The 16,762-nt window shown below is 65.8% G+C and carries 24 protein-coding genes and 1 pseudogene; 8 read left to right on the top strand and 17 right to left on the bottom strand.

The features are described 5' to 3' along the window. From V5A53_RS06265 to V5A53_RS06275, 3 genes are all read right to left on the bottom strand, one after another. On the bottom strand, positions 1–259 hold a 259-nt coding region (locus V5A53_RS06265; protein WP_332312723.1), incomplete at its 3' end, for a hypothetical protein. Positions 260–403: 144 nt separating this feature from the next. Next, complete coding sequence (locus tag V5A53_RS06270; RefSeq protein ID WP_442928681.1) at positions 404–643, bottom strand: hypothetical protein; 240 nt, start codon at positions 641–643, stop codon at positions 404–406. A 76-nt stretch (positions 644–719) separates the two neighbouring features. Beyond that, positions 720–1,244 carry a DoxX family protein gene (locus V5A53_RS06275; protein ID WP_332312725.1) on the bottom strand — a complete coding sequence of 175 codons (525 nt, stop codon included), beginning with the start codon at positions 1,242–1,244 and terminating at the stop codon, positions 720–722. A 277-nt stretch (positions 1,245–1,521) separates the two neighbouring features. Here V5A53_RS06275 and V5A53_RS14575 point away from each other — a divergent pair, with 277 nt between their 5' ends. Then, positions 1,522–1,680 (top strand): DUF7563 family protein, encoded by a 159-nt coding sequence (locus V5A53_RS14575; protein WP_442928680.1) that lies wholly within the window; start codon positions 1,522–1,524, stop codon positions 1,678–1,680. Positions 1,681–1,705: 25 nt separating this feature from the next. Here the strand turns inward: V5A53_RS14575 and V5A53_RS06280 are convergent, their stop codons facing one another. The 3 genes from V5A53_RS06280 to V5A53_RS06290 all read right to left on the bottom strand — a co-directional run bounded on the left by V5A53_RS06280 (position 1,706) and on the right by V5A53_RS06290 (position 3,096). Continuing rightward, positions 1,706–1,879: a hypothetical protein gene (locus V5A53_RS06280; RefSeq protein WP_332312726.1), complete on the bottom strand. Its 174-nt coding sequence runs from the start codon at positions 1,877–1,879 to the stop codon at positions 1,706–1,708. A 127-nt stretch (positions 1,880–2,006) separates the two neighbouring features. After that, entirely contained in the window at positions 2,007–2,339 is a 333-nt protein-coding gene (locus V5A53_RS06285; protein WP_332312727.1) for a hypothetical protein, read from the bottom strand. Between the two features lie 154 nt (positions 2,340–2,493). Beyond that, complete coding sequence (locus tag V5A53_RS06290; RefSeq protein ID WP_332312728.1) at positions 2,494–3,096, bottom strand: universal stress protein; 603 nt, start codon at positions 3,094–3,096, stop codon at positions 2,494–2,496. A 160-nt stretch (positions 3,097–3,256) separates the two neighbouring features. On the opposite strand from V5A53_RS06290, the gene V5A53_RS06295 reads away from it, so the two are divergent. After that, positions 3,257–3,733 (top strand): pyridoxamine 5'-phosphate oxidase family protein, encoded by a 477-nt coding sequence (locus tag V5A53_RS06295; RefSeq protein ID WP_332312729.1) that lies wholly within the window; start codon positions 3,257–3,259, stop codon positions 3,731–3,733. Between the two features lie 93 nt (positions 3,734–3,826). Then, the gene (locus V5A53_RS06300) at positions 3,827–4,171 is read left to right on the top strand and encodes a helix-turn-helix domain-containing protein (protein WP_332312730.1); all 345 of its coding nucleotides are present in this window, start codon (positions 3,827–3,829) and stop codon (positions 4,169–4,171) included. Positions 4,172–4,216: 45 nt separating this feature from the next. On the opposite strand, the gene V5A53_RS06305 is transcribed toward V5A53_RS06300, so the two are convergent. The 3 genes from V5A53_RS06305 to V5A53_RS06315 all read right to left on the bottom strand — a co-directional run bounded on the left by V5A53_RS06305 (position 4,217) and on the right by V5A53_RS06315 (position 5,635). Then, positions 4,217–5,014 carry a ZIP family metal transporter gene (locus V5A53_RS06305; RefSeq protein WP_332312731.1) on the bottom strand — a complete coding sequence of 266 codons (798 nt, stop codon included), beginning with the start codon at positions 5,012–5,014 and terminating at the stop codon, positions 4,217–4,219. Positions 5,015–5,101: 87 nt separating this feature from the next. Then, positions 5,102–5,323, bottom strand: a complete 222-nt coding sequence (locus V5A53_RS06310) for a hypothetical protein (protein ID WP_332312732.1) — start codon at positions 5,321–5,323, stop codon at positions 5,102–5,104. Positions 5,324–5,434: 111 nt separating this feature from the next. Further along, complete coding sequence (locus V5A53_RS06315; RefSeq protein ID WP_332312733.1) at positions 5,435–5,635, bottom strand: DUF7511 domain-containing protein; 201 nt, start codon at positions 5,633–5,635, stop codon at positions 5,435–5,437. Between the two features lie 209 nt (positions 5,636–5,844). Between V5A53_RS06315 and V5A53_RS06320 the strand changes: the two genes are divergently transcribed. Beyond that, the gene (locus tag V5A53_RS06320; protein ID WP_332312734.1) at positions 5,845–7,242 is read left to right on the top strand and encodes a permease; all 1,398 of its coding nucleotides are present in this window, start codon (positions 5,845–5,847) and stop codon (positions 7,240–7,242) included. A 30-nt stretch (positions 7,243–7,272) separates the two neighbouring features. On the opposite strand, the gene V5A53_RS06325 is transcribed toward V5A53_RS06320, so the two are convergent. Continuing rightward, complete coding sequence (locus V5A53_RS06325) at positions 7,273–8,685, bottom strand: sodium-dependent transporter (protein WP_332312735.1); 1,413 nt, start codon at positions 8,683–8,685, stop codon at positions 7,273–7,275. A 120-nt stretch (positions 8,686–8,805) separates the two neighbouring features. Here V5A53_RS06325 and V5A53_RS06330 point away from each other — a divergent pair, with 120 nt between their 5' ends. Both V5A53_RS06330 and V5A53_RS06335 read left to right on the top strand, forming a co-directional pair. Beyond that, complete coding sequence (locus V5A53_RS06330) at positions 8,806–9,687, top strand: alpha/beta fold hydrolase (protein WP_332312736.1); 882 nt, start codon at positions 8,806–8,808, stop codon at positions 9,685–9,687. A 58-nt stretch (positions 9,688–9,745) separates the two neighbouring features. After that, positions 9,746–10,405: a helix-turn-helix domain-containing protein gene (locus tag V5A53_RS06335; RefSeq protein ID WP_442928624.1), complete on the top strand. Its 660-nt coding sequence runs from the start codon at positions 9,746–9,748 to the stop codon at positions 10,403–10,405. Between the two features lie 55 nt (positions 10,406–10,460). Here the strand turns inward: V5A53_RS06335 and V5A53_RS06340 are convergent, their stop codons facing one another. The 6 genes and pseudogenes from V5A53_RS06340 to V5A53_RS06365 all read right to left on the bottom strand — a co-directional run bounded on the left by V5A53_RS06340 (position 10,461) and on the right by V5A53_RS06365 (position 14,819). Continuing rightward, entirely contained in the window at positions 10,461–10,841 is a 381-nt protein-coding gene (locus tag V5A53_RS06340; RefSeq protein ID WP_332312738.1) for a DUF7522 family protein, read from the bottom strand. Between the two features lie 123 nt (positions 10,842–10,964). After that, on the bottom strand, positions 10,965–11,396 hold the full coding sequence (locus tag V5A53_RS06345) for a universal stress protein (RefSeq protein WP_332312745.1): 432 nt from the start codon (positions 11,394–11,396) through the stop codon (positions 10,965–10,967). An 84-nt stretch (positions 11,397–11,480) separates the two neighbouring features. Beyond that, positions 11,481–12,788 (bottom strand): annotated as a pseudogene (locus tag V5A53_RS06350) (phosphoribosylamine--glycine ligase); the annotation flags it as partial. Positions 12,789–12,864: 76 nt separating this feature from the next. Further along, positions 12,865–13,446, bottom strand: coding sequence for an LURP-one-related/scramblase family protein (locus V5A53_RS06355; protein ID WP_332312739.1), 582 nt, complete (start codon positions 13,444–13,446; stop codon positions 12,865–12,867). A gap of 69 nt (positions 13,447–13,515) precedes the next feature. After that, on the bottom strand, positions 13,516–14,058 hold the full coding sequence (locus tag V5A53_RS06360; protein WP_332312740.1) for a hypothetical protein: 543 nt from the start codon (positions 14,056–14,058) through the stop codon (positions 13,516–13,518). Continuing rightward, a complete protein-coding gene (locus V5A53_RS06365; protein ID WP_332312741.1) occupies positions 14,055–14,819 on the bottom strand; it encodes a nucleotide-binding protein in 765 nt (254 codons plus the stop codon). The genes V5A53_RS06360 and V5A53_RS06365 overlap by 4 nt, the downstream gene beginning before the upstream one ends. A gap of 120 nt (positions 14,820–14,939) precedes the next feature. On the opposite strand from V5A53_RS06365, the gene V5A53_RS06370 reads away from it, so the two are divergent. Further along, a complete protein-coding gene (locus V5A53_RS06370) occupies positions 14,940–15,077 on the top strand; it encodes a hypothetical protein (protein ID WP_332312742.1) in 138 nt (45 codons plus the stop codon). 97 nt (positions 15,078–15,174) lie between these two features. After that, positions 15,175–15,936 (top strand): DUF3179 domain-containing (seleno)protein, encoded by a 762-nt coding sequence (locus V5A53_RS06375; protein ID WP_332312743.1) that lies wholly within the window; start codon positions 15,175–15,177, stop codon positions 15,934–15,936. Here V5A53_RS06375 and V5A53_RS06380 read toward each other — a convergent pair. Further along, complete coding sequence (locus V5A53_RS06380; RefSeq protein WP_332312744.1) at positions 15,933–16,595, bottom strand: DUF7095 family protein; 663 nt, start codon at positions 16,593–16,595, stop codon at positions 15,933–15,935. The genes V5A53_RS06375 and V5A53_RS06380 overlap by 4 nt on opposite strands. Positions 16,596–16,762: the final 167 nt, after the last annotated feature.

The following is a 16,762-nucleotide window of genomic DNA, read 5'->3' on the forward strand; positions in this document are numbered from 1 at the left end:
AGTCGTGTCGCTCGAAGACGAGACACGGGCAGGCGTCGGCCACCGGCGTGTGCCGATACCTGCAGGTATCGGCGTCCTCGATGGCGACCAGACAGGTCGTGTCGTCGGTGTCGGACCGCGTCACCGACTGCCTGATCTCCTCGCCGGTCCGCTCGGCGAGCGGACAGCCCCCATCCGCATCCATCTCGACTGCCAATCGGACATCGAGTGGTCCGACCTCCCCGGTAAAGCCGTCGAGTCCAGCGGAGCGTTGTCTCATTACGTGTAGATATTGACGAACCGTATACAAGTGATGACACCACGTGTCCCCGGAAATGGGAACTGGCCGACTCAAGCCGTCTCGCGGATGGTTTTGGAAAAAGCCGATAGTACACCGGTCGTGGAGTCGAAGGTGCGCGCCCGATCAGTCGGACGGCATCTCGGCTGTCGGTGTGTCCTCGGGTTCGATCCTCGGCGTCGCGAGCCGGTAGACCCCCCACAGCAGGAGGACCACGAGCCCGGCGAGGACGAGCCCCGTCCGGATGTTCGGGTCGATGGCCGGCGAGGCGACCACTTCGCCGGCCTCGTTGGTCAGCGGCGCAGCACCGTACGGTTTACCAGCGAGCGTTTCGACGAGTCCGAGGACGACGATGCCCAGCAGCATGAGGGCCGCACTGAGCCCCATCGCTGCCTTATCGATGACGTCGACGTCGTGTGTAGTGTTCATGTCTTGTCCCTCCTTAGCCGAGCAGGTACCGGAGTTTCGGGCGGTTCGTCACGAAGTCCATCCGTTCGATGATGGCGTCGAGCCCGTAGTAGCGGCCCGTCGCGAGGACCATCATGGTCCCGAACAGCAGCAGTCCCATGAGGTCGCCGTTCACGAGTCCGTGGCCGAAGCCGGCGTTGCCGACCCAGAAGAACACCATGAACATGGCGCCGAACAGCGACGCGAGTCGGACCAGCGCCCCGACCATCAGGCCGAGCCCGATGAGGGCCTCACCCAGCGGGACCATCGCCTCGATGAGCCATCCGAGGTTGTTCCCCATCCAGACCGGGATGGGACCGAGGGCGGTGCCCTCCATACCCTGCAGGTACATCGGCCCGTACCCGTAGGAGAGGCCGTCCTCGAGGAGTTTCGTCACCCCCGCGTGGAAGAACCACCACCCGGTGACGACGCGCAGGAACGCCAGCCAGTAGGCTGTGAGCGCCCCCGACAGTTCGAGCTCGAACGCCTCCGATAGAGGGTTCGCCGCTTGGTATGACATACTTATCTCACCTTACGTGTAAGACGTGGCGCCGGACACCGGAGACGGCTACGCACCATTTTACAGTCCTTTATATATCCGCACGGGATGCCGTCCCGAAACGCGGGAACTGAGGCCCGCGCTGGCGAGGCCGCCCGCGCGACCACGGTATAAAAAGTGCTTAAAAATAAACGGGGAGACCCATCGGCCGGGAGCGCTAAGGATACGACGTCGGGCGACCGGTGCCCGACGACGGCGGAACCGGCCGAACGACAGCGACGACACACCTGACATACCCATGCCAAAATGCAAGCACTGCGGTAGTTTCGTCACCACCGCGTACGTCCGCGTGTTCACTCCGAACGACGTGAACCAACCCCGCGTCTGTCCGAACTGCCCGGACCTCATCCGGGACGGTGCGGAGGTCCGCGAGGCACGGTCAAGCAGAACCCGGTAAACGAAGCCGGCGCTCGCGCCGGGTTTCAATCGGCGACGATAGGTTCCGACAGGTTCAGCAGTTGCAGCGACTGCCGGAGGTGATACCGCGTCGTGTCGTCGTCGGCCGTTTCGAGTGCTCGTTCGAGATGGCACTGGAGCACGTCCTCCCCACAGTGGGTGGACGTGATCTCGGGCGCATCGGAGCAGTCGGTTTCCATACCGGGCGATACAGTAGACACTGATTTAATAGGTTTCGCAAGATCTCACGCGTCTGGAGAACGGTCGGAGCTCGCAGATGAGAGCCGTTCGACCGGAAGACAGGGTGGGATTACCCTTTCTTGTAGGTCACGCCGCTTCCGGTTCCGGGATAGCTCCATTCGACGTTCCCGTGCGGGCAGGCCCACCGACAGCTCCCGCATTCGAGGCAGTTCTCGTAGAGCCCATCACGACTGCCACTTCGAGGACCTCGGCGGCCGGCGGCGGCCCCATCGTCATGGCGACGACGCAACCGCCCACCTCGTCGCGGAGCTGGAGGGCGGCCTCCAGCGCGTTTCTGTCCGGCCCGTTCAATACGGCGGGCGCGCTCGACCGGTCGAGTCGCCCCGTATCCGGGTCGATGCGAACTTCGTCGTCGGGTACCTGCTTGATACCGACGACTATCGTCGGGTCCGTTGTCATGTATTATGCACCCACCACACTAGAGCCTCCACATACAGCCGGATTGACATCCTCCCCGCCCTGAAGGGCGGGGTTTTAGCCTTGTAACTTCTATAAGACGTGATACCGTACCTCGATTAGCGAGACAGTCACGTCTCGTTTAAAAAAGGCGTCGTCAGGCGTTCGACCGCTGGATGACGCTGGTCCGCTGGGTGACCGGGTCGACGTAGACGAGTTGCTCGACGCCGTCGGCCTCGGCTTCGACCACCCAGACGTTCCGTTGCTGGTCCGTCCCGAGGACCGAGACCTCGTCGTAGCCGTCGGCGTCGAGGGCCTCGGTGACGATGGCTTCGGCCTGTGCGCTGTCGGTGACGGTCCGGTCGGTTTCCGGCAGTCGGACGGTCAACACCGAGGGGTCGGCGTGGCGGACGACGCGTTCGGCGACGCTGCCGATGAGTCGCCACTGGAGGCCCGACCGGCCGTGTGTCCCCATCACGATGAGGTCGGCGTCCACGTCGTCGGCGGCGGCGAGTATCTCTTCGGTCGGGTCACCCTCCCGTATCTCTCGCGTGGTGTTCAGGTCGTAGACCTCGGCCAGTTCCTCGAGCGTGGAGACGGCCTGTCGGCCGGATTCCCGCAACTCGTCGTCGTCGTTCGTTTCGGCGACGTGGAGCAGGTCGACCGTCGCACCGTATTGGCTCGCGAGGTCGAACGCCTGCATCGCCACGTGTGCCGTCCCTGTACTCCCGTCGGTCGGAACCAGTATGCGCTCGTACATACTGAAAGAAGGGCGGCAGACGAGCAAATAGGGATGTACAGGGTCCTACGAGGAGGGAGTCATCGAAGAGTATATGTGTCGTTTCCGGTCGCCGCGCCGGGACCGTCGACCGGAGACGGTCAATCCGACCAACCATATACATAGAGTGTGAATACCACACATGGACGACGACAGCCGCTTCCGGGGTGAACCGATAGACGATTCGACGATGGAGACCCTCCTCCGTGAGACGGGGTTCGGCGTGCTATCGCTCGCTCGCGACGGGATGGCCTACGGGATACCCGTCTCTGCCGGCTACGACGACGGCCGGCTCTACTTCGTCTTCTTCGGGTTCGGCACGGCGCCGAGTCGGAAGCTGGAACGGGTACAGCACACCGAAAGCGGGAGTTTCCTCGTCTACGAGGTCGCTGGTCCTGACGATTGGTGGAGCGTCATCGCACAGGGAGCGATCCGGCTGGTCGACTCCCGGCAGGAGTGGGAGCGACTCGAAGCGGCGATGCGGGACAACGCGTGGCGGCCGAACATCCTCGACGACACGGCGAAATCCAGCGGCGTCGAAGGATACGTGCTGGAGGTCGCTGACGTTCGTGGATGGCGCGGGCCGGACGCCGAATTGGAGGCCCTCGACGAGGAGTGACGACGGCGCGACCGCCGTCCGAGTCTCGACCGGGCTTATACTGCTTCATATTGGTGGTACATATCGAACCGGCCGGGACTCGAATCGACAACCATGAGCCGAGCACACGAAAGCGAGGCAGAAACGCCGAGACTGCAGGCGATGGAGGCCAGACAGGTGCTGGAGTCGGTCACCGACGAGGACGTGCTGGCGCTGTTCCAGCAGCTGTGGCGACCGAAGACGGTCTCGAAACTCGTCGAGGAGTGTGAGATTCCGAAATCGACCGCCTACCGGAAGATGGACGAACTCGAATCGAGCGGGCTGATCGTGCCGGTCGGGCAGACGGAGTATACGACCAGCCCGGCCGTGAAGTACCGTCGAACCGTCGACGAGATCAGGATTCGTATCCACGATTCGGTGACGGTCGAGTACCTGACACACGAGGCCCGCATCGACTGAGACGGGTGGTTGACTACGACGGTCCGTACGAGAGCGCCCGACGCCTCACACGAACAGCAGCGGGAGCATGAGCAGGACGCCGGCGATGACCCCGCCGACGAGTTCGGGGCGGCCGCCTCCCGGCAGGTCGGCGCCGGTATCCAGCGCCTCGGGGACGAACTCCGAGAGGACGAGGTATATCATCGCGCCGGCCGCGAAGCCGAAGCCGAACGGGAGGAACTGGCGTGCGATGCGGACGAACCCGAACGCGAGGACGGCGCCGACCGGCTGTGGCAGACTCGAGAAGACGGCCCACCAGACCATCTTCCATTCCGGAACTGACATCGCGCGCAGCGGTATCGCGATGGCCGTCCCCTCGGGGACGTTGTGTATCGAGATGGCTATCGTCATGAAGATGGCCAGCACCGGCACGGTAAAGCCGAGGAGTGCGGGGCCGGTCCCGAGGTTCAGGTCCGCGAAGGCGACGCCGACGGCGACGCCCTCGGGGAAACTGTGGACCGTCAGGATGCCGAGGATGAGGACGAGCTTCTTGAAGTCCGCCTCCTCGTAGTCGCGGGCGTCGAGGTCGGCGTCCATCAGCACCTCGTGGGCGACGACGACGAGCACGACGCCGACGGCCATCCCCGCGAGGATCTCCAGCGGCGTCCCCACGGCCAGTCCCTCCTCGATGAGGCCGAACAGCGAGGCGGAGAGCATGATGCCCGAGGCAAAGCCCCACAGGATGACGTTCCACCGGTCGCTGATCTCGTCGAAGAAGAAGAACGGTATCGCACCGAGACCGGTCGCGAGGGCGGTGATGAACCCGGCGACGAACACCAGCGTGAGGTTAGCGAGGAATCCCACAGTCGGTCATCGAAGCGGGGGGTACTGTATCACACGGTTCGGCTGGCCGACCCGCGTGGCTACGCGCGCTGAACGCCCGTCGCCCCATCACAGCATCACCACGAGTGTCAGGAGCCACCCGACCCCAACGAGGGCCGTCACGGCGGCGTCCTGGACCGTCGGTTCGACGGGCGGGTTCCGGAAGAGCGCATCGTACAGCAGAACCGTCGACAGCAGGCTCCCGCCCGCGAGGCCCTCGTAAAGGGCGACCTGCGGGTGGGTGCTCGTAGCCGCACCGAGCACGAGCACGACGGGGATGACTATGAGCACGCGAGTGTATCGGTCGACCATCTACCTGTGTCTAGAAACAGGGCGTCGAGACTCAAAAGCGGCCGGCGGAATCCCGGTCAACGAGACACGGCTGGCGAGCTATGGGGGCGGTTACTGCCATTCTTCGAGGTCGACGACGCTGTCCCGGTCGGCGGTGAGCCACGTCGTCTGTCGCTCGGCTGCGTCCGCATCGCGGGGAACGAAGGTGTAGGTCTCCGGCGTTCCGGAGGCATCGTCACCGAGAACTTCGAGGACGCGAGGCTGGGACTCGGAGGGGCGGTCCCGTCGGCGTCGACTGAAACTATCAGTCATGGTCAGGTGCTACTTCCGTCCTGACGCTTATAATTACGGGTCGAGATTCCCGTCGGCTGGGAACGACTCGAAACGGCCCGTCGGGCGAGCTGGGGAACGAATATCCGACTCGACCACCCGAACGGAGTTCGAAAACCGAAGTTCGCTGCCCGTCCGGATCCGGTATTCCAAGCACAACTGCATTAGTCGGGTCCTGCGTAGGTTTCCGTATGGTCGTGACCGTCGCCAGCGTCGTCGAGGCGCTCCGGATCGGTGTCGGCTTCCTGTGGACCGCGGCATGGGCCATCCTCGTGGGTCTCACCGTGACGAGCCTCGTGCAGGTCTACGTCTCCAAGGAGCGAATGGCGGGCCTCCTCGGTGAAGGCGATGTGACCGGACTGGTCCGGGCGACGGCCTTCGGTGCGGCCAGCAGCGGCTGTAGCTTCGGCGCCGTCGCCATCGGGAAGGGCCTCTTCAAGAAGGGCGCACACGCGGTGAACTTCATGGCGTTCATGTTCGCCTCGACGAACCTCGTCGTCGAACTCGGATTGATGATCCTCATCCTGCTGGGTTGGGAGTTCCTGCTGGCCGAACTCCTCGGCGGCCTCGTCCTCATCGTCGTGATGGCCGGAATCGTCCACCTGACGCTGCCCGAGAACCGCTTCGAGGAGGTCCGAAGGACACTCAACGAGCGCGACAGCGAGGCTGGAATCACGGAGGACCCGACCTGCGGCATGGAGGGCAAAGACGAGTACACGGTCACAACCGACGACGGGGAGACCCTGAAGTTCTGTTCGGAGGGGTGTATGGAGACGTACCTCCAGCAGACCGCAAGTGGGGGTGGCTGGCGCGAGGACCTCCGCTCGTGGGGCGGCTGGTACAAGGTGGCGAACCAGTTCCGCAAGGAGTGGTCGATGATCTACAAGGACATCGTCGCCGGCTTCCTCATCTCCGGGTTCGTCATCGTCTTCGTCCCCCAGTGGGTCTGGAACGCCCTGTTCCTGCAGGGCGACGGCGTGCTGGTGACCGCCGAGAACGCGGTCATGGGCGTCGCCATCGCGGTCATCAGCTTCGTCGGGAGCATGGGCAACGTCCCCTTCGCCGTCGCGCTGTGGAGCGGCGGCGTGAGCTTCGCGGGCATCATCGCGTTCGTCTACGCCGACCTCGTCACGGTTCCGGTGTTGAACATCTACCGGAAGTACTACGGCTGGGCGGTCATGCTGTACCTGCTCGGCGTCTTCTTCGTGACGATGGCCTTCGCCGGCTTCCTCATGGAACTGCTCTTCGATGCCCTCGGTATCGTGCCGAACCTCGCGGGCGGACTGACCGCCACAGAACAGACCTACTTCAAACTCGATTACACCTTCTATCTCAACCTCATCGCCTTCGCCTTCGTGGGCTTCCTCGCCTACGTCTACCGCCGCGGCCTCGGCGCGCCCGGTGAGTATCGGGACCCCGTCTGTGGGATGCGGACCGACGACGACGGCCCGAGCGCAACCCACGACGGCGAGACCTACTACTTCTGTGCGGACACCTGCAGACGGGCCTTCGAGGATTCGCCCGAGTCCTTCGCGGACACGTCGCCGCGAATCCACGGCGACCAGTCGGGCCACGAGCACCACCACTGAGCGGGTCGGAGTCCGACGGCGACCCGTCGGTCACCGGGACCGGCCGACGTCGGCCACGTGGTCGCGGAACAGCCATCCGAGGCCGAGCAGGACGGCGAACACGGCGATAGCGGTCGGAAACCCGACGCCGCCGCTGCGAACGTGGTCGACGAGGAGGCGCCACGCCGGCCGGGCGACGCCGAGGACTTTCGCGGCCGTCACCGCCACGAGGACGAACGGCACGACGTAGCGGACGACGGGATAGAGCCGGCCGAGGTCCTTGTGGACGGTATCGAGGTCGGCGACCCAGACGAACACGAGCGTGACGAGTATCGCCGAGATGGGGAGCGCGAACGTCCCGACCGACTCGTCGACGAGGTCGAGGACCGGCCGGCCGACCGCCTCCAGTCCGAGCGGGCTGTAGCTCAGCGCGGAAGGGACGCCGAGGAGGAACACGCCGCCGGTGATTCCCACCGTCGCCTGCGCCCGCGAGAGCCGGGTCGCGTTCGTCGCCGTGGCGACGCCGACCTCCAGCAGGGCGACCGAGGAACTCAGCGCGGCGAAGAAGAGCAGGCCGAAGAAGGCGACGGCGACGACCCGGCCGAACGGCATCGCCGCAAAGGCCGTCGGCAGGGTCGTAAAGGCCAGTTCCGTCCCGAGGGTCGGCTGGAGGCCGAAACTGAACACGATGGGGAAGATGACGAGGCCGGCGGTGATCGCCGCGGCGATGTCGACGCCGGTTATGACGACCGACGACCGAAGCAGGTCGGCGTCCGCCTCGACGTAGCTCCCGTAGGTGAGCATGATGCCCTGCCCGACGGACATCGAGAAGAACACCTGTCCGAAGGCGGCACTCCAGAGGCCGAACTCCGAGAGGACCGAGAAATCGGGCGTAAAGAGGAAGGCGACCGCCCGCCCCCACGAGGGAAGCGTCGTCGCGTACAGCGCGAGAACGACCAGCAGGCCGAACACGGTCGGCATGACGACCGTGGCGAGGCGCTCGATGCCGCCGCGAACGCCCAGCGAGACGACCGCCCCCGTCAGCACCGTCGTCACGACGAACGCACCGACCGGTGCCCAGCCGTCGGTGAAGGCCACGAACGTGGTCTGGGCGCCGCCGAGCCACGAGACGAGGAAGCCGAGCACCCAGCCGGTCAAAACCAGATAGTAACTCAGGATGAGCAGGACGCCCCCGACGACGAGCCAGCCGAAGGCCGTGTAGACCGGGCCGACCGACCGGAACGCCGAGACCACGTCCGTCCGGAGCGTCCGGCCGACCGAGAGTTCGAGGACCAGAAGCGGGACCGCACAGACGAACGCCGCGAGCAGGTAGGGGACGAGATAGGCGCCGCCGCCGTTCTGGCCGACCACGGCCGAGAACCGCCAGACGTTGCCGAGGCCGACGGCAGCCCCGACCGTCGCGAGCAGGAACCCGAGCCGCGACGACCATCGCTCCGGAGTCATGGACGTTCCTGCACTCCCGACGTGCATAAAGATGAGACGCGGAGCGGACGACGGCCCATTATAAACCACCGCATCTGTCCGGCATCATCCACTCGCATACCGGCCGCGTAGTCACGATCGATGGCAACACGGACCTCCGGTCGGTTCGACACACCGCGGGATGAGACTCGAACGATGATGGTCCACGTCGACGACGAGCGGTCGCTCGCGTACGACGAATACGGGGATTCGAACGGTGTGCCGGTCGTGTTCCTCCACGGGACGCCGGGTTCGCGACGGCTGGGACGACTGCTGGATTCGGCCGCCGCGGCCCGCGGGGTTCGCGTACTCGCCCCCGACCGACCGGGATACGGCCAGTCACCGGCGTGGTCGGACCGGTCGGTGCGCGACGCCAAGGCCTTCGTTACACCCGTCCTCGATGATGCCGGCGTGGAGACGGCCGGCATCGTCGCCTTCTCCGGCGGCGCTCCCTACGCTCTCGCCACGGCGGCGACGCGGCCGGACCGCATCGGCCGGGTCGATATCGTCTCCGGGGCGACGCCGCCCGACGTCAGCGAGGAAACGCCCGCGTTACAGCGACTGCTCGCGGGACTGGCGACGGCGACGCCCCCGCTCCTCCGGGGGCTGTTTCGCGGGCAGGCGTGGCTGGCGAGTCGCCTCGACCCGTCGTTCGTCCTCGCACAGTACACCGACGACGCCGACGCGATTCCGGACGACGCCGCCGAAACCGTCAGGGCGGATTTCGTCGAGGCGTTCGCCGACTCACGTCGCGGCGCCGTGGCCGAGTTCCGACACACGGGGAGAGACTGGGGCGTTCGCTTCGAGGACATCGAGGCCGAGGTCTGCTTTTGGCACGGCGAGGCGGATACGAACGTCCCGATAGCCGACGTTCGGCGCCTCGAAAAGCGAGTACCGAACGCCGGGCTGCGCGCCCTCGACGATGCGGACCACCTGCAGGCCCTTCTTCGAAGTATCCCGGACGTACTGGACAAACACCGGTGACTGGGGTGTAACCACGATGATTGATGTATGGCGTGGGCGAACGGCCGGCGATGGCGGCATGAAACGCATCCAGTTCTCGGTCACCTATCCTGACCGGTTCGTCCATCCGTTCCAGCGACGGATCATGGACGGGACGCCGATTACGCGGGCCGAGTTACTGATGTGGAGTCCGACGGCCGAGGCGACGACGCTGTTCTGGTGTGACGGCGACCGGGAGGCGACCGAGGCAGCCATCGCCGATATCGACTCGCTTCTGGTCAGCAACGTCGTCGAGGACACCGACGGGACCTACACCTTCCTCCAGCAGGCTGACTACGAGTTCCCGACGCCGTTGCTGGAGACGATTTCGGAATCGCGAGTCATCTTCCTGCCGCCGGTCGTCTTCCGCGAGACGGGCGAAGTACTGTTCGAGGCCGTCGGTGAGTCGGCGGCACTCAGCACGTTCCACGAGGACCTCTCCGAGTTCGGCGACCTCGCCATCGAGAGGGTCCGCGAGTTCGAGCGGGTACACTCGCCGTCGCGGCTTACCGACCGACAGCGGGCGGCCCTCGACGCGGCGGTTTCGGTCGGCTACTACGAGGTGCCCAGAGAGGGAACGGTCGCCGATATCGCGTCGGCGCTCGACTGTGCGCCGAGCACCGCCGGCGAACTGGTCCGGAAAGCCGAGGCGACGGTTATCGAACACTACACCCAACGGAGGGACGGCGGAGACTACTGAGACGCTCGTTCACGACGTGTTCCTGACGGTTGGCCACAAACGGGCGGTTCCGCGGTCACCCGTCGCTGTCCGCCAGCACCCCGCGGACGGCGCTCGCCAGTTCCTCGAACCGGTCCCGGGCCATCGGGTCGGTCGTGACGAACACGCCGTGGTCGCCCTCGATGACGCGGGTGAGATACCCATGCTCGAAGGCGCGGAGCGTGAACCGATAGTCGCCGAGTTCGGATTTCCGGTATCCCTGTCGAGAGCGGAACCCGAGCCGCTCGATGTCCGCGAAACCGACCAGGTCGGCGTCGGATTCGAGCCCCTCGCGAAGGTACAGCTGGTCGACGGAATCTTCGGTGAAGTGGGTGATACTTCGTATCTCGTCGCCGACGGCGGTCCGGGCCGCGCTGACCAGTTCCGATTCGGCCGCTTCAGGTAGCGACGGTGTCATGGTCTACCACACGGTCGCCGACCACAAAAGACGGTGGGTCCCTCCCAGAACGTGGGAACGAGCGAGAGACCGGAACCGCGATTCCAGCCGGTTCGGACCGATCAGCGGCGATAGGAGGAGGACTCAGACCGTGAAGACGGGGATGTCGGCGGTTCGCAGCACCCGGTCGGCGATTCGACCGACGTGTGGCGTGTCCGCGCTTCCCTTACCGCGCTTGCCCATCACGATGAGGTCGGCACCAACCCTGTCAGCATAGGCCGTGATCTCTTCGTGTGGCGTCCCGGTCGTACAGTAGACGACAGCGTCGAGGCCGTGGTCCTCGGCGGCCCGCTTGAGTCGCTCCAGTTCGCCGAGCGCCTCGTTGCGCATCTCCTCGATCGAGACCTCGTACTCCTTGATTCCGGGACGCTCGGTGTAGGATTCGTCCATGACGTGGACGAAATGCACCGTCGCATCGTTGTCCGCCGCGATCTCGAGACCGTGGTCGATACCTCGCTGGGCCGGTTCGCTACCGTCGGTCGGGACGACAACCGTTTCGTAGGTCGGTGTATCCAGCGACGACTCGCGGTGGGCACGAACGCCCGTCGTTGACGCCGAGTCGGAACGGGACGCGTGCGTCCGGTCGCGGTCCGCTGGGGCCGGGCCGAGATAGCCCCACGCCTGTAGGCGGTCGCCGTCGCCGTCCGTCCAGCGTTCGCCGATATCGTCGCGGTAGTAGAGGTTCGGGATGACGATATCGTCGATGCGGCCGTAGGCCTGCTCGCGGGCCTCGGCCATCGTCTCGCCTTTGCCGGTGACGACCAGCGGCATGCCGCTCTCGCCGGCGACGCGCCACTGGCCGTCGACCTTCTTCGCGTCCTCGATGTGGATACCCTCGCGGCTCTCGGTTTCGAACACGACCGCCGCATTCCGCGAGTTCTCGTCGTAGGTCTGCTCGTCGTCGAACGGGAACGGCGGCAGGACGACCCGGATGCCGACCTGATAGCCGCTGTGGACCTCCAGGCCGGGGTCGTCGCCGTTGGCGAGGTCGGCGAAGAACTGGCCGGTCGGTGACTCGAAGGACTCCTCCTGCAGCGTGATGGTCGGATAGCCGAACCGCGGGGTGAACTCCAGCGGGTAGACGCCGTCGGCATTGACGATGCAGTTGACGTCGATACTGCCGACGTAGCCCTCCTCGGCCAGCCAGTCTTCGAGTTTCCCGAGCGTCCGCGAGAAGAGGTCGTTACAGCCCGACCAGAACATCGAGGTGCCCATCTCGCCGGTCTGCGGGCCGATGTTGCCGGGGAAGAGCTTCTTGTGCTCGAAGTTGAAGTTGATGGGTTCGACGAACTCGTCGCCGTTGAAGAAGCCACATATCGCGGCCTCGACGCCCTCGACCTTGCGCTGGAGTTGGAAACCCTTCATCCGGTGGCCCCACGCCTTCTTGTAGGCGCGAAGGACGTCGACCACGTCGCCGCCGTCGTCGTCGCGGCCGACGTAGAGCAGGCGCTTGACGTTCTGGACCTCGCCGAGGGGCTTGATGACGTAGGGGGCGGGGTTCTCCTGCACGAAATCGATGGCCTCGTCGAAATCGGAGAACTCCCGGTGGTCGAGGGTATTGACGCCGTTTTCCTCCAGTACCTCCATCGCGTAGCCGCGGTCCTCTTCGAGGCGGTCGGTGTTCGGCGTCCCACCGACGACGGCCTTGCCCTCCGCACGGAGTTCTTGGGCGATTTCGCCAGTGCCGACGTCGGAACCGACCCAGATGTCGTCGAAGATTATCACGTCGGCCCATTCGACTTCGGCCCGCCAGTCATCCGTTTTCGGGACGAAGCCGTCGGCGATCTCCTGGTCGCTGTCGGCCTCGATGTAGTATTTGACGTCGTGGCCCTCCTTGTGGACCTGCCAGGCGATGTCGCCGATGAGGGCGGCATCCAGCGAACAGAAGAGGAAGTTCTCGGCGGTCATAGCCCCATAGTCGGGCGACAAGGGGTAAAGCGTATGGGCGGGATGGAAGGCAGGCAGTCGCCGACTGGGGAGGCCGTCAGTTGTTCTGGATGGCGTCGATGACCATCGCGGCCGCGATGACGGCTTCCTTCGGAACCCTGCTCGCGTCGTCGATGGTGATCTCGTAGCGGTCCCGAATCGACAGTTTGCCGTCGATGTTGCCGACGTGGGCGCCGTCGGCGTCGGTAATCTCGTACTTGTGCGGGATCAGTTCGCCGAACGGGAGGTTGTTGCGTGCGAGCGTTACCAGAGCGCCGCGGGAGTCGATGCTCGCGATGGTGGCCTCCGTGTCGGCATCCCGAATCGTCCACGTGTCCTGGAACAGCGAGAAATCGTTGTCGAGGATGACGAGGTTCTCGCCGGTCCGGGCATCCGAGAGGACGTAGTTGCCGGCGACGTCGATGACGCTGCCGGCCTTGACGGTGAAGACCTCCTCGCCATCGGCGTCGACGAAGGGAAACTCCTCCTTGAGTTTGAACATCTTCTGTTTGCCCCGGAGGACGGTGTTCCCGTCGCCATCGGAGGCGGCGTACTTGTTCCGAATCAGGCTCTGCTCGACGGTGTAGCGGTCCCCGGAGAGGTCGAGACCGCTGATGTCGATATCCTTGGAGGGTGCCATACGTCGTGTGCGGAGGCCATCGGTTTTGAACCTTCGGCCGAGTGGCGGAACCACCCGCCGCCGGACCCGTTACTCCTCGATAGCATCCTCGAAGCCCCAGTCGGCCGCGCGGGCCGCCGCCTCCGAGCGCGCCGACTCGCGGATGTCCTCGATCGCGGCCTCGTTTTCGAGGAAGGCTTCGAGCGCGCCAGCGGCACCATCGTCGGACCCGTCGGCCGTCTTCCGAACGCGCTCGGCCAGCGCGCCGTCGCCGGCCAGCCGTTCGGCAGCCGTGCCCGGCGGAATCCGGAGGCTCTCGGTTTCGTGGGGGACCTCCAGATGCGCCGCATCGAGCGCGTAGAGTTCCAGTCGATACGGTCCGGGGCCGATATCCGCCAGCGCCGCCGGACCGCCGCGGTCGGTGCCGGCGTGGTAGGCCAGCGTCGGGACGCCGGCCTCGAAGGTGAGGACACCCCGGTCGTCGGCATCGGTGCCGCCACTCCCGAGCAGGGCGTCCCGTGGCGCGAGGACCGCGTAGCCGTCCAGTCGTCGGTCCAGGGCGTCTTCGAGGGCGGGCGCGAGGTCGGTGACGACCCGCGAGCGCAGGAGGTCGCCCTCGGGGAGCAGAGTCATGGTGGATCGGGGATGACCGCGGTGCGGAACCGCTCGGCGACGGCGTCGCTGTCACCGTCGCGGACGTCGAGGGCGTCGGCAGCCTCGCGGTAGGCCGCGGCCGCGGGCGCCGCCGGGTCGTAGGCGAGCAGCGGTTGACCGGCCGCACGGGCCTCCCGGACGGCGTCGCTTTCCGGGATGCGCGCGAGAAGTGGCCCCTCGAAGTAGCGGTCGGCCTTCTGTGCGGCGTCGTCGATGTCGCCTTTGACCTTGTTGAACAGCGTGCCGGCGATCTCCGAGCCATACGAGAGGGCGTACTCCTGTACCTTCAGACCGTCCGAGATGGCCGGAATCGTCGGCTGGAGGACGACGACCACGCGGTCGGCCAGCACGATGGGCAGGACCGCGCTCTTCGAGGAGAGGGTGGCCGGCGAATCGAGCAGGAGAATATCGGTATCGGCGGCGAGTTCGGCGACGACATCGCGCAGGCGTTCGGGGTCGGCGGCCTCGAAGGCCGCAAGCGAGGTGCCGCAGGGGACGACACGCATGCCGAACCGCTCGTAGGTCGCCTCTTCGACAGGGGCGCCGCCCTCGACCAGCACGTCGTGCAGCGTCGTGTCGGCTTCCGCGAGGCCCGTGTGAAACAGCAGGTTCGCCATCCCGGTGTCGGCGTCGACGACCGTGACGTCGTACTCCTCGGCCAGCGCCATCCCCAGGGCGAGCGTGCTCGTAGTCTTGCCCGTGCCGCCCTTGCCCGAGGCGACGGCGAACGCCTCCACCATTTGCTTTCGTCTGCCGCGTATTCGGATATAAGGCTTCGGATGCCGGTCCGACAATACTTGCCGCATCTTTGACTAACAATCATGAAGGTTTAAGACCATGCACATTGTGGGTGGTAGTAGATGACCCCCGACGAGATCGAACCTATGGTCCCGGTCATGCCGCAGGACGAAACCACCACCATCCGCGCCGACGGCGGCCAGCTCAAACGCTACGACCGCGACGAAGTAGAAGCCGCGCTCGTTCCGGACCTTCGGTAATCGGTCTCGTTTTCCGTCTTTCCAGCCCGCCAGCGGCGCGTGTCATCCGGTCGCACAGCCGCGAGACGGTTTTGAGGCGTCGCGCCAAGAGCCGTGCATGCGCCGCCGAGCCTACCTCGCGAGTGCGGCCGCCGCGCTCGCGGGCTGTACGACCGGTTACCGCGGCGAGGGGCCCGACGACGCTGCTCCAGGAACGCCGGCCCCAAGCCCCGAAGGCGAGGCCGATATCGTCTCGACCGGCCTGCCCGTAACCCTCTGCGAGGAGGCGATTAGCCCCGGCGGCCTCCGTCCTATCGTCGGGCCGGCTTTCGGCCAGGACTGGTCGGGCGTCGACGCGGAGGACCGCTACGGCGAGTTGACCGACGCGACCACGGTCATCGGTCTGACGGCCGGCGACCGGGCGCGCGCCTATCCGATTCGGCTCGTTCGGTTCCACGAGGCGGTCAACGACGAACTGGACGGCCCGACCCTCGTCACCTACTGCTCCATCTGCCGGAGCGGCATGGTCGCCGAGCGGCGCGTCGACGGCGAGGCGACCCGATTCGCCGCCTCCGGACTGCTGTGGCGGCCGCCCGGCGAGCACACCGCCGCACGGATCGACGACGACACCGTCTTCGGCGCGACCGACGGGGACCCCGACGCCCTCGTCCGCAACTCCGGCAATCTCGTACTCTACGACGAAGCCACCGAGAGCTACTGGAGTCAGTTACTCGCGAAAGCCGTCTGCGGCCCCCGAACCGGCGAGCGGCTTACTATCCTGCCGTCGACGGTCGCGACGTGGGGCGAGTGGCGCCGCGACCATCCCGACGGCGAGGTGCTGTTGCCGCCGCCGGCCTCCGAAACCGTGGCTCGCCTTTAAACGACGTCGCCGCGAACCGTCACGCCGTCCTGTTGGTCCTGATAGGCCCGCAGTTCGTCGGCCGCCTCCGTTGCCTCGGCTTCGTCCATCCCGAGCATCTCCAGGGCGGCCGACAGCGTCGGGAAGACGAACTCGCCTTCTGCCAACTTGCGGAAGGCTTCCTCGCTGACCTGCCCACCGTCTTCATCATCCACCCACAGGCAGGCCGCCCGCGGGTCGAGCAGTTGGGTGTAGTCGTCGCGCGCACGGGCGCCCTTGAGCCGCTGGGTGACGTTGTTCTCGAAGCCGGTGTTGCAGACCTCGAGGTGGATGGGTTCGTCGTCTTCGAGCAGGTGAGCCGCGAGACACTTCTCCGGGGCGACGTGGCCGTTGGCGTTGGCCCGAACGTACTCCGTATACTCGTCGGCCCACGCCGCCGCGACCGTCTTGCCGACGCCCGAGACGCCGAGGCGCTTTTCGAACTCCGATTCGCGCTCGGGGGCGTCCTTGAAAAGCAGGTCCTTCGTGAGGTAGACGTCGAGCCGCTCGACGGGGTCCATCCCCAACACGACGTCGCCGTAGACCCACACCTCGCGGACGGGGACGGCCATCGCCTCGGAGCGGACCGTCTCGACGATCTCGCGCAGGCGGCCGACGGCCTCTTCGCGGCTGAAACTCATCGGACCCAGATACTCGGCCGCAACGCAAAACCCTCACGGACCGACGGCAGCCGCGTCCGAGCATGAAACACCAGGGCGAGTCAAGAAAATTCAATTATATTTCCGGTATAAACAACATGTATGACTACAGAGACCCCCGACCCCGAGCGATGGAGGGGGAGGGCGGC

Origin of the sequence: Natronomonas sp. (genome assembly GCF_036625485.1) — an archaeon.
Taxonomy (GTDB): Archaea; Halobacteriota; Halobacteria; order Halobacteriales; family Haloarculaceae; genus Natronomonas.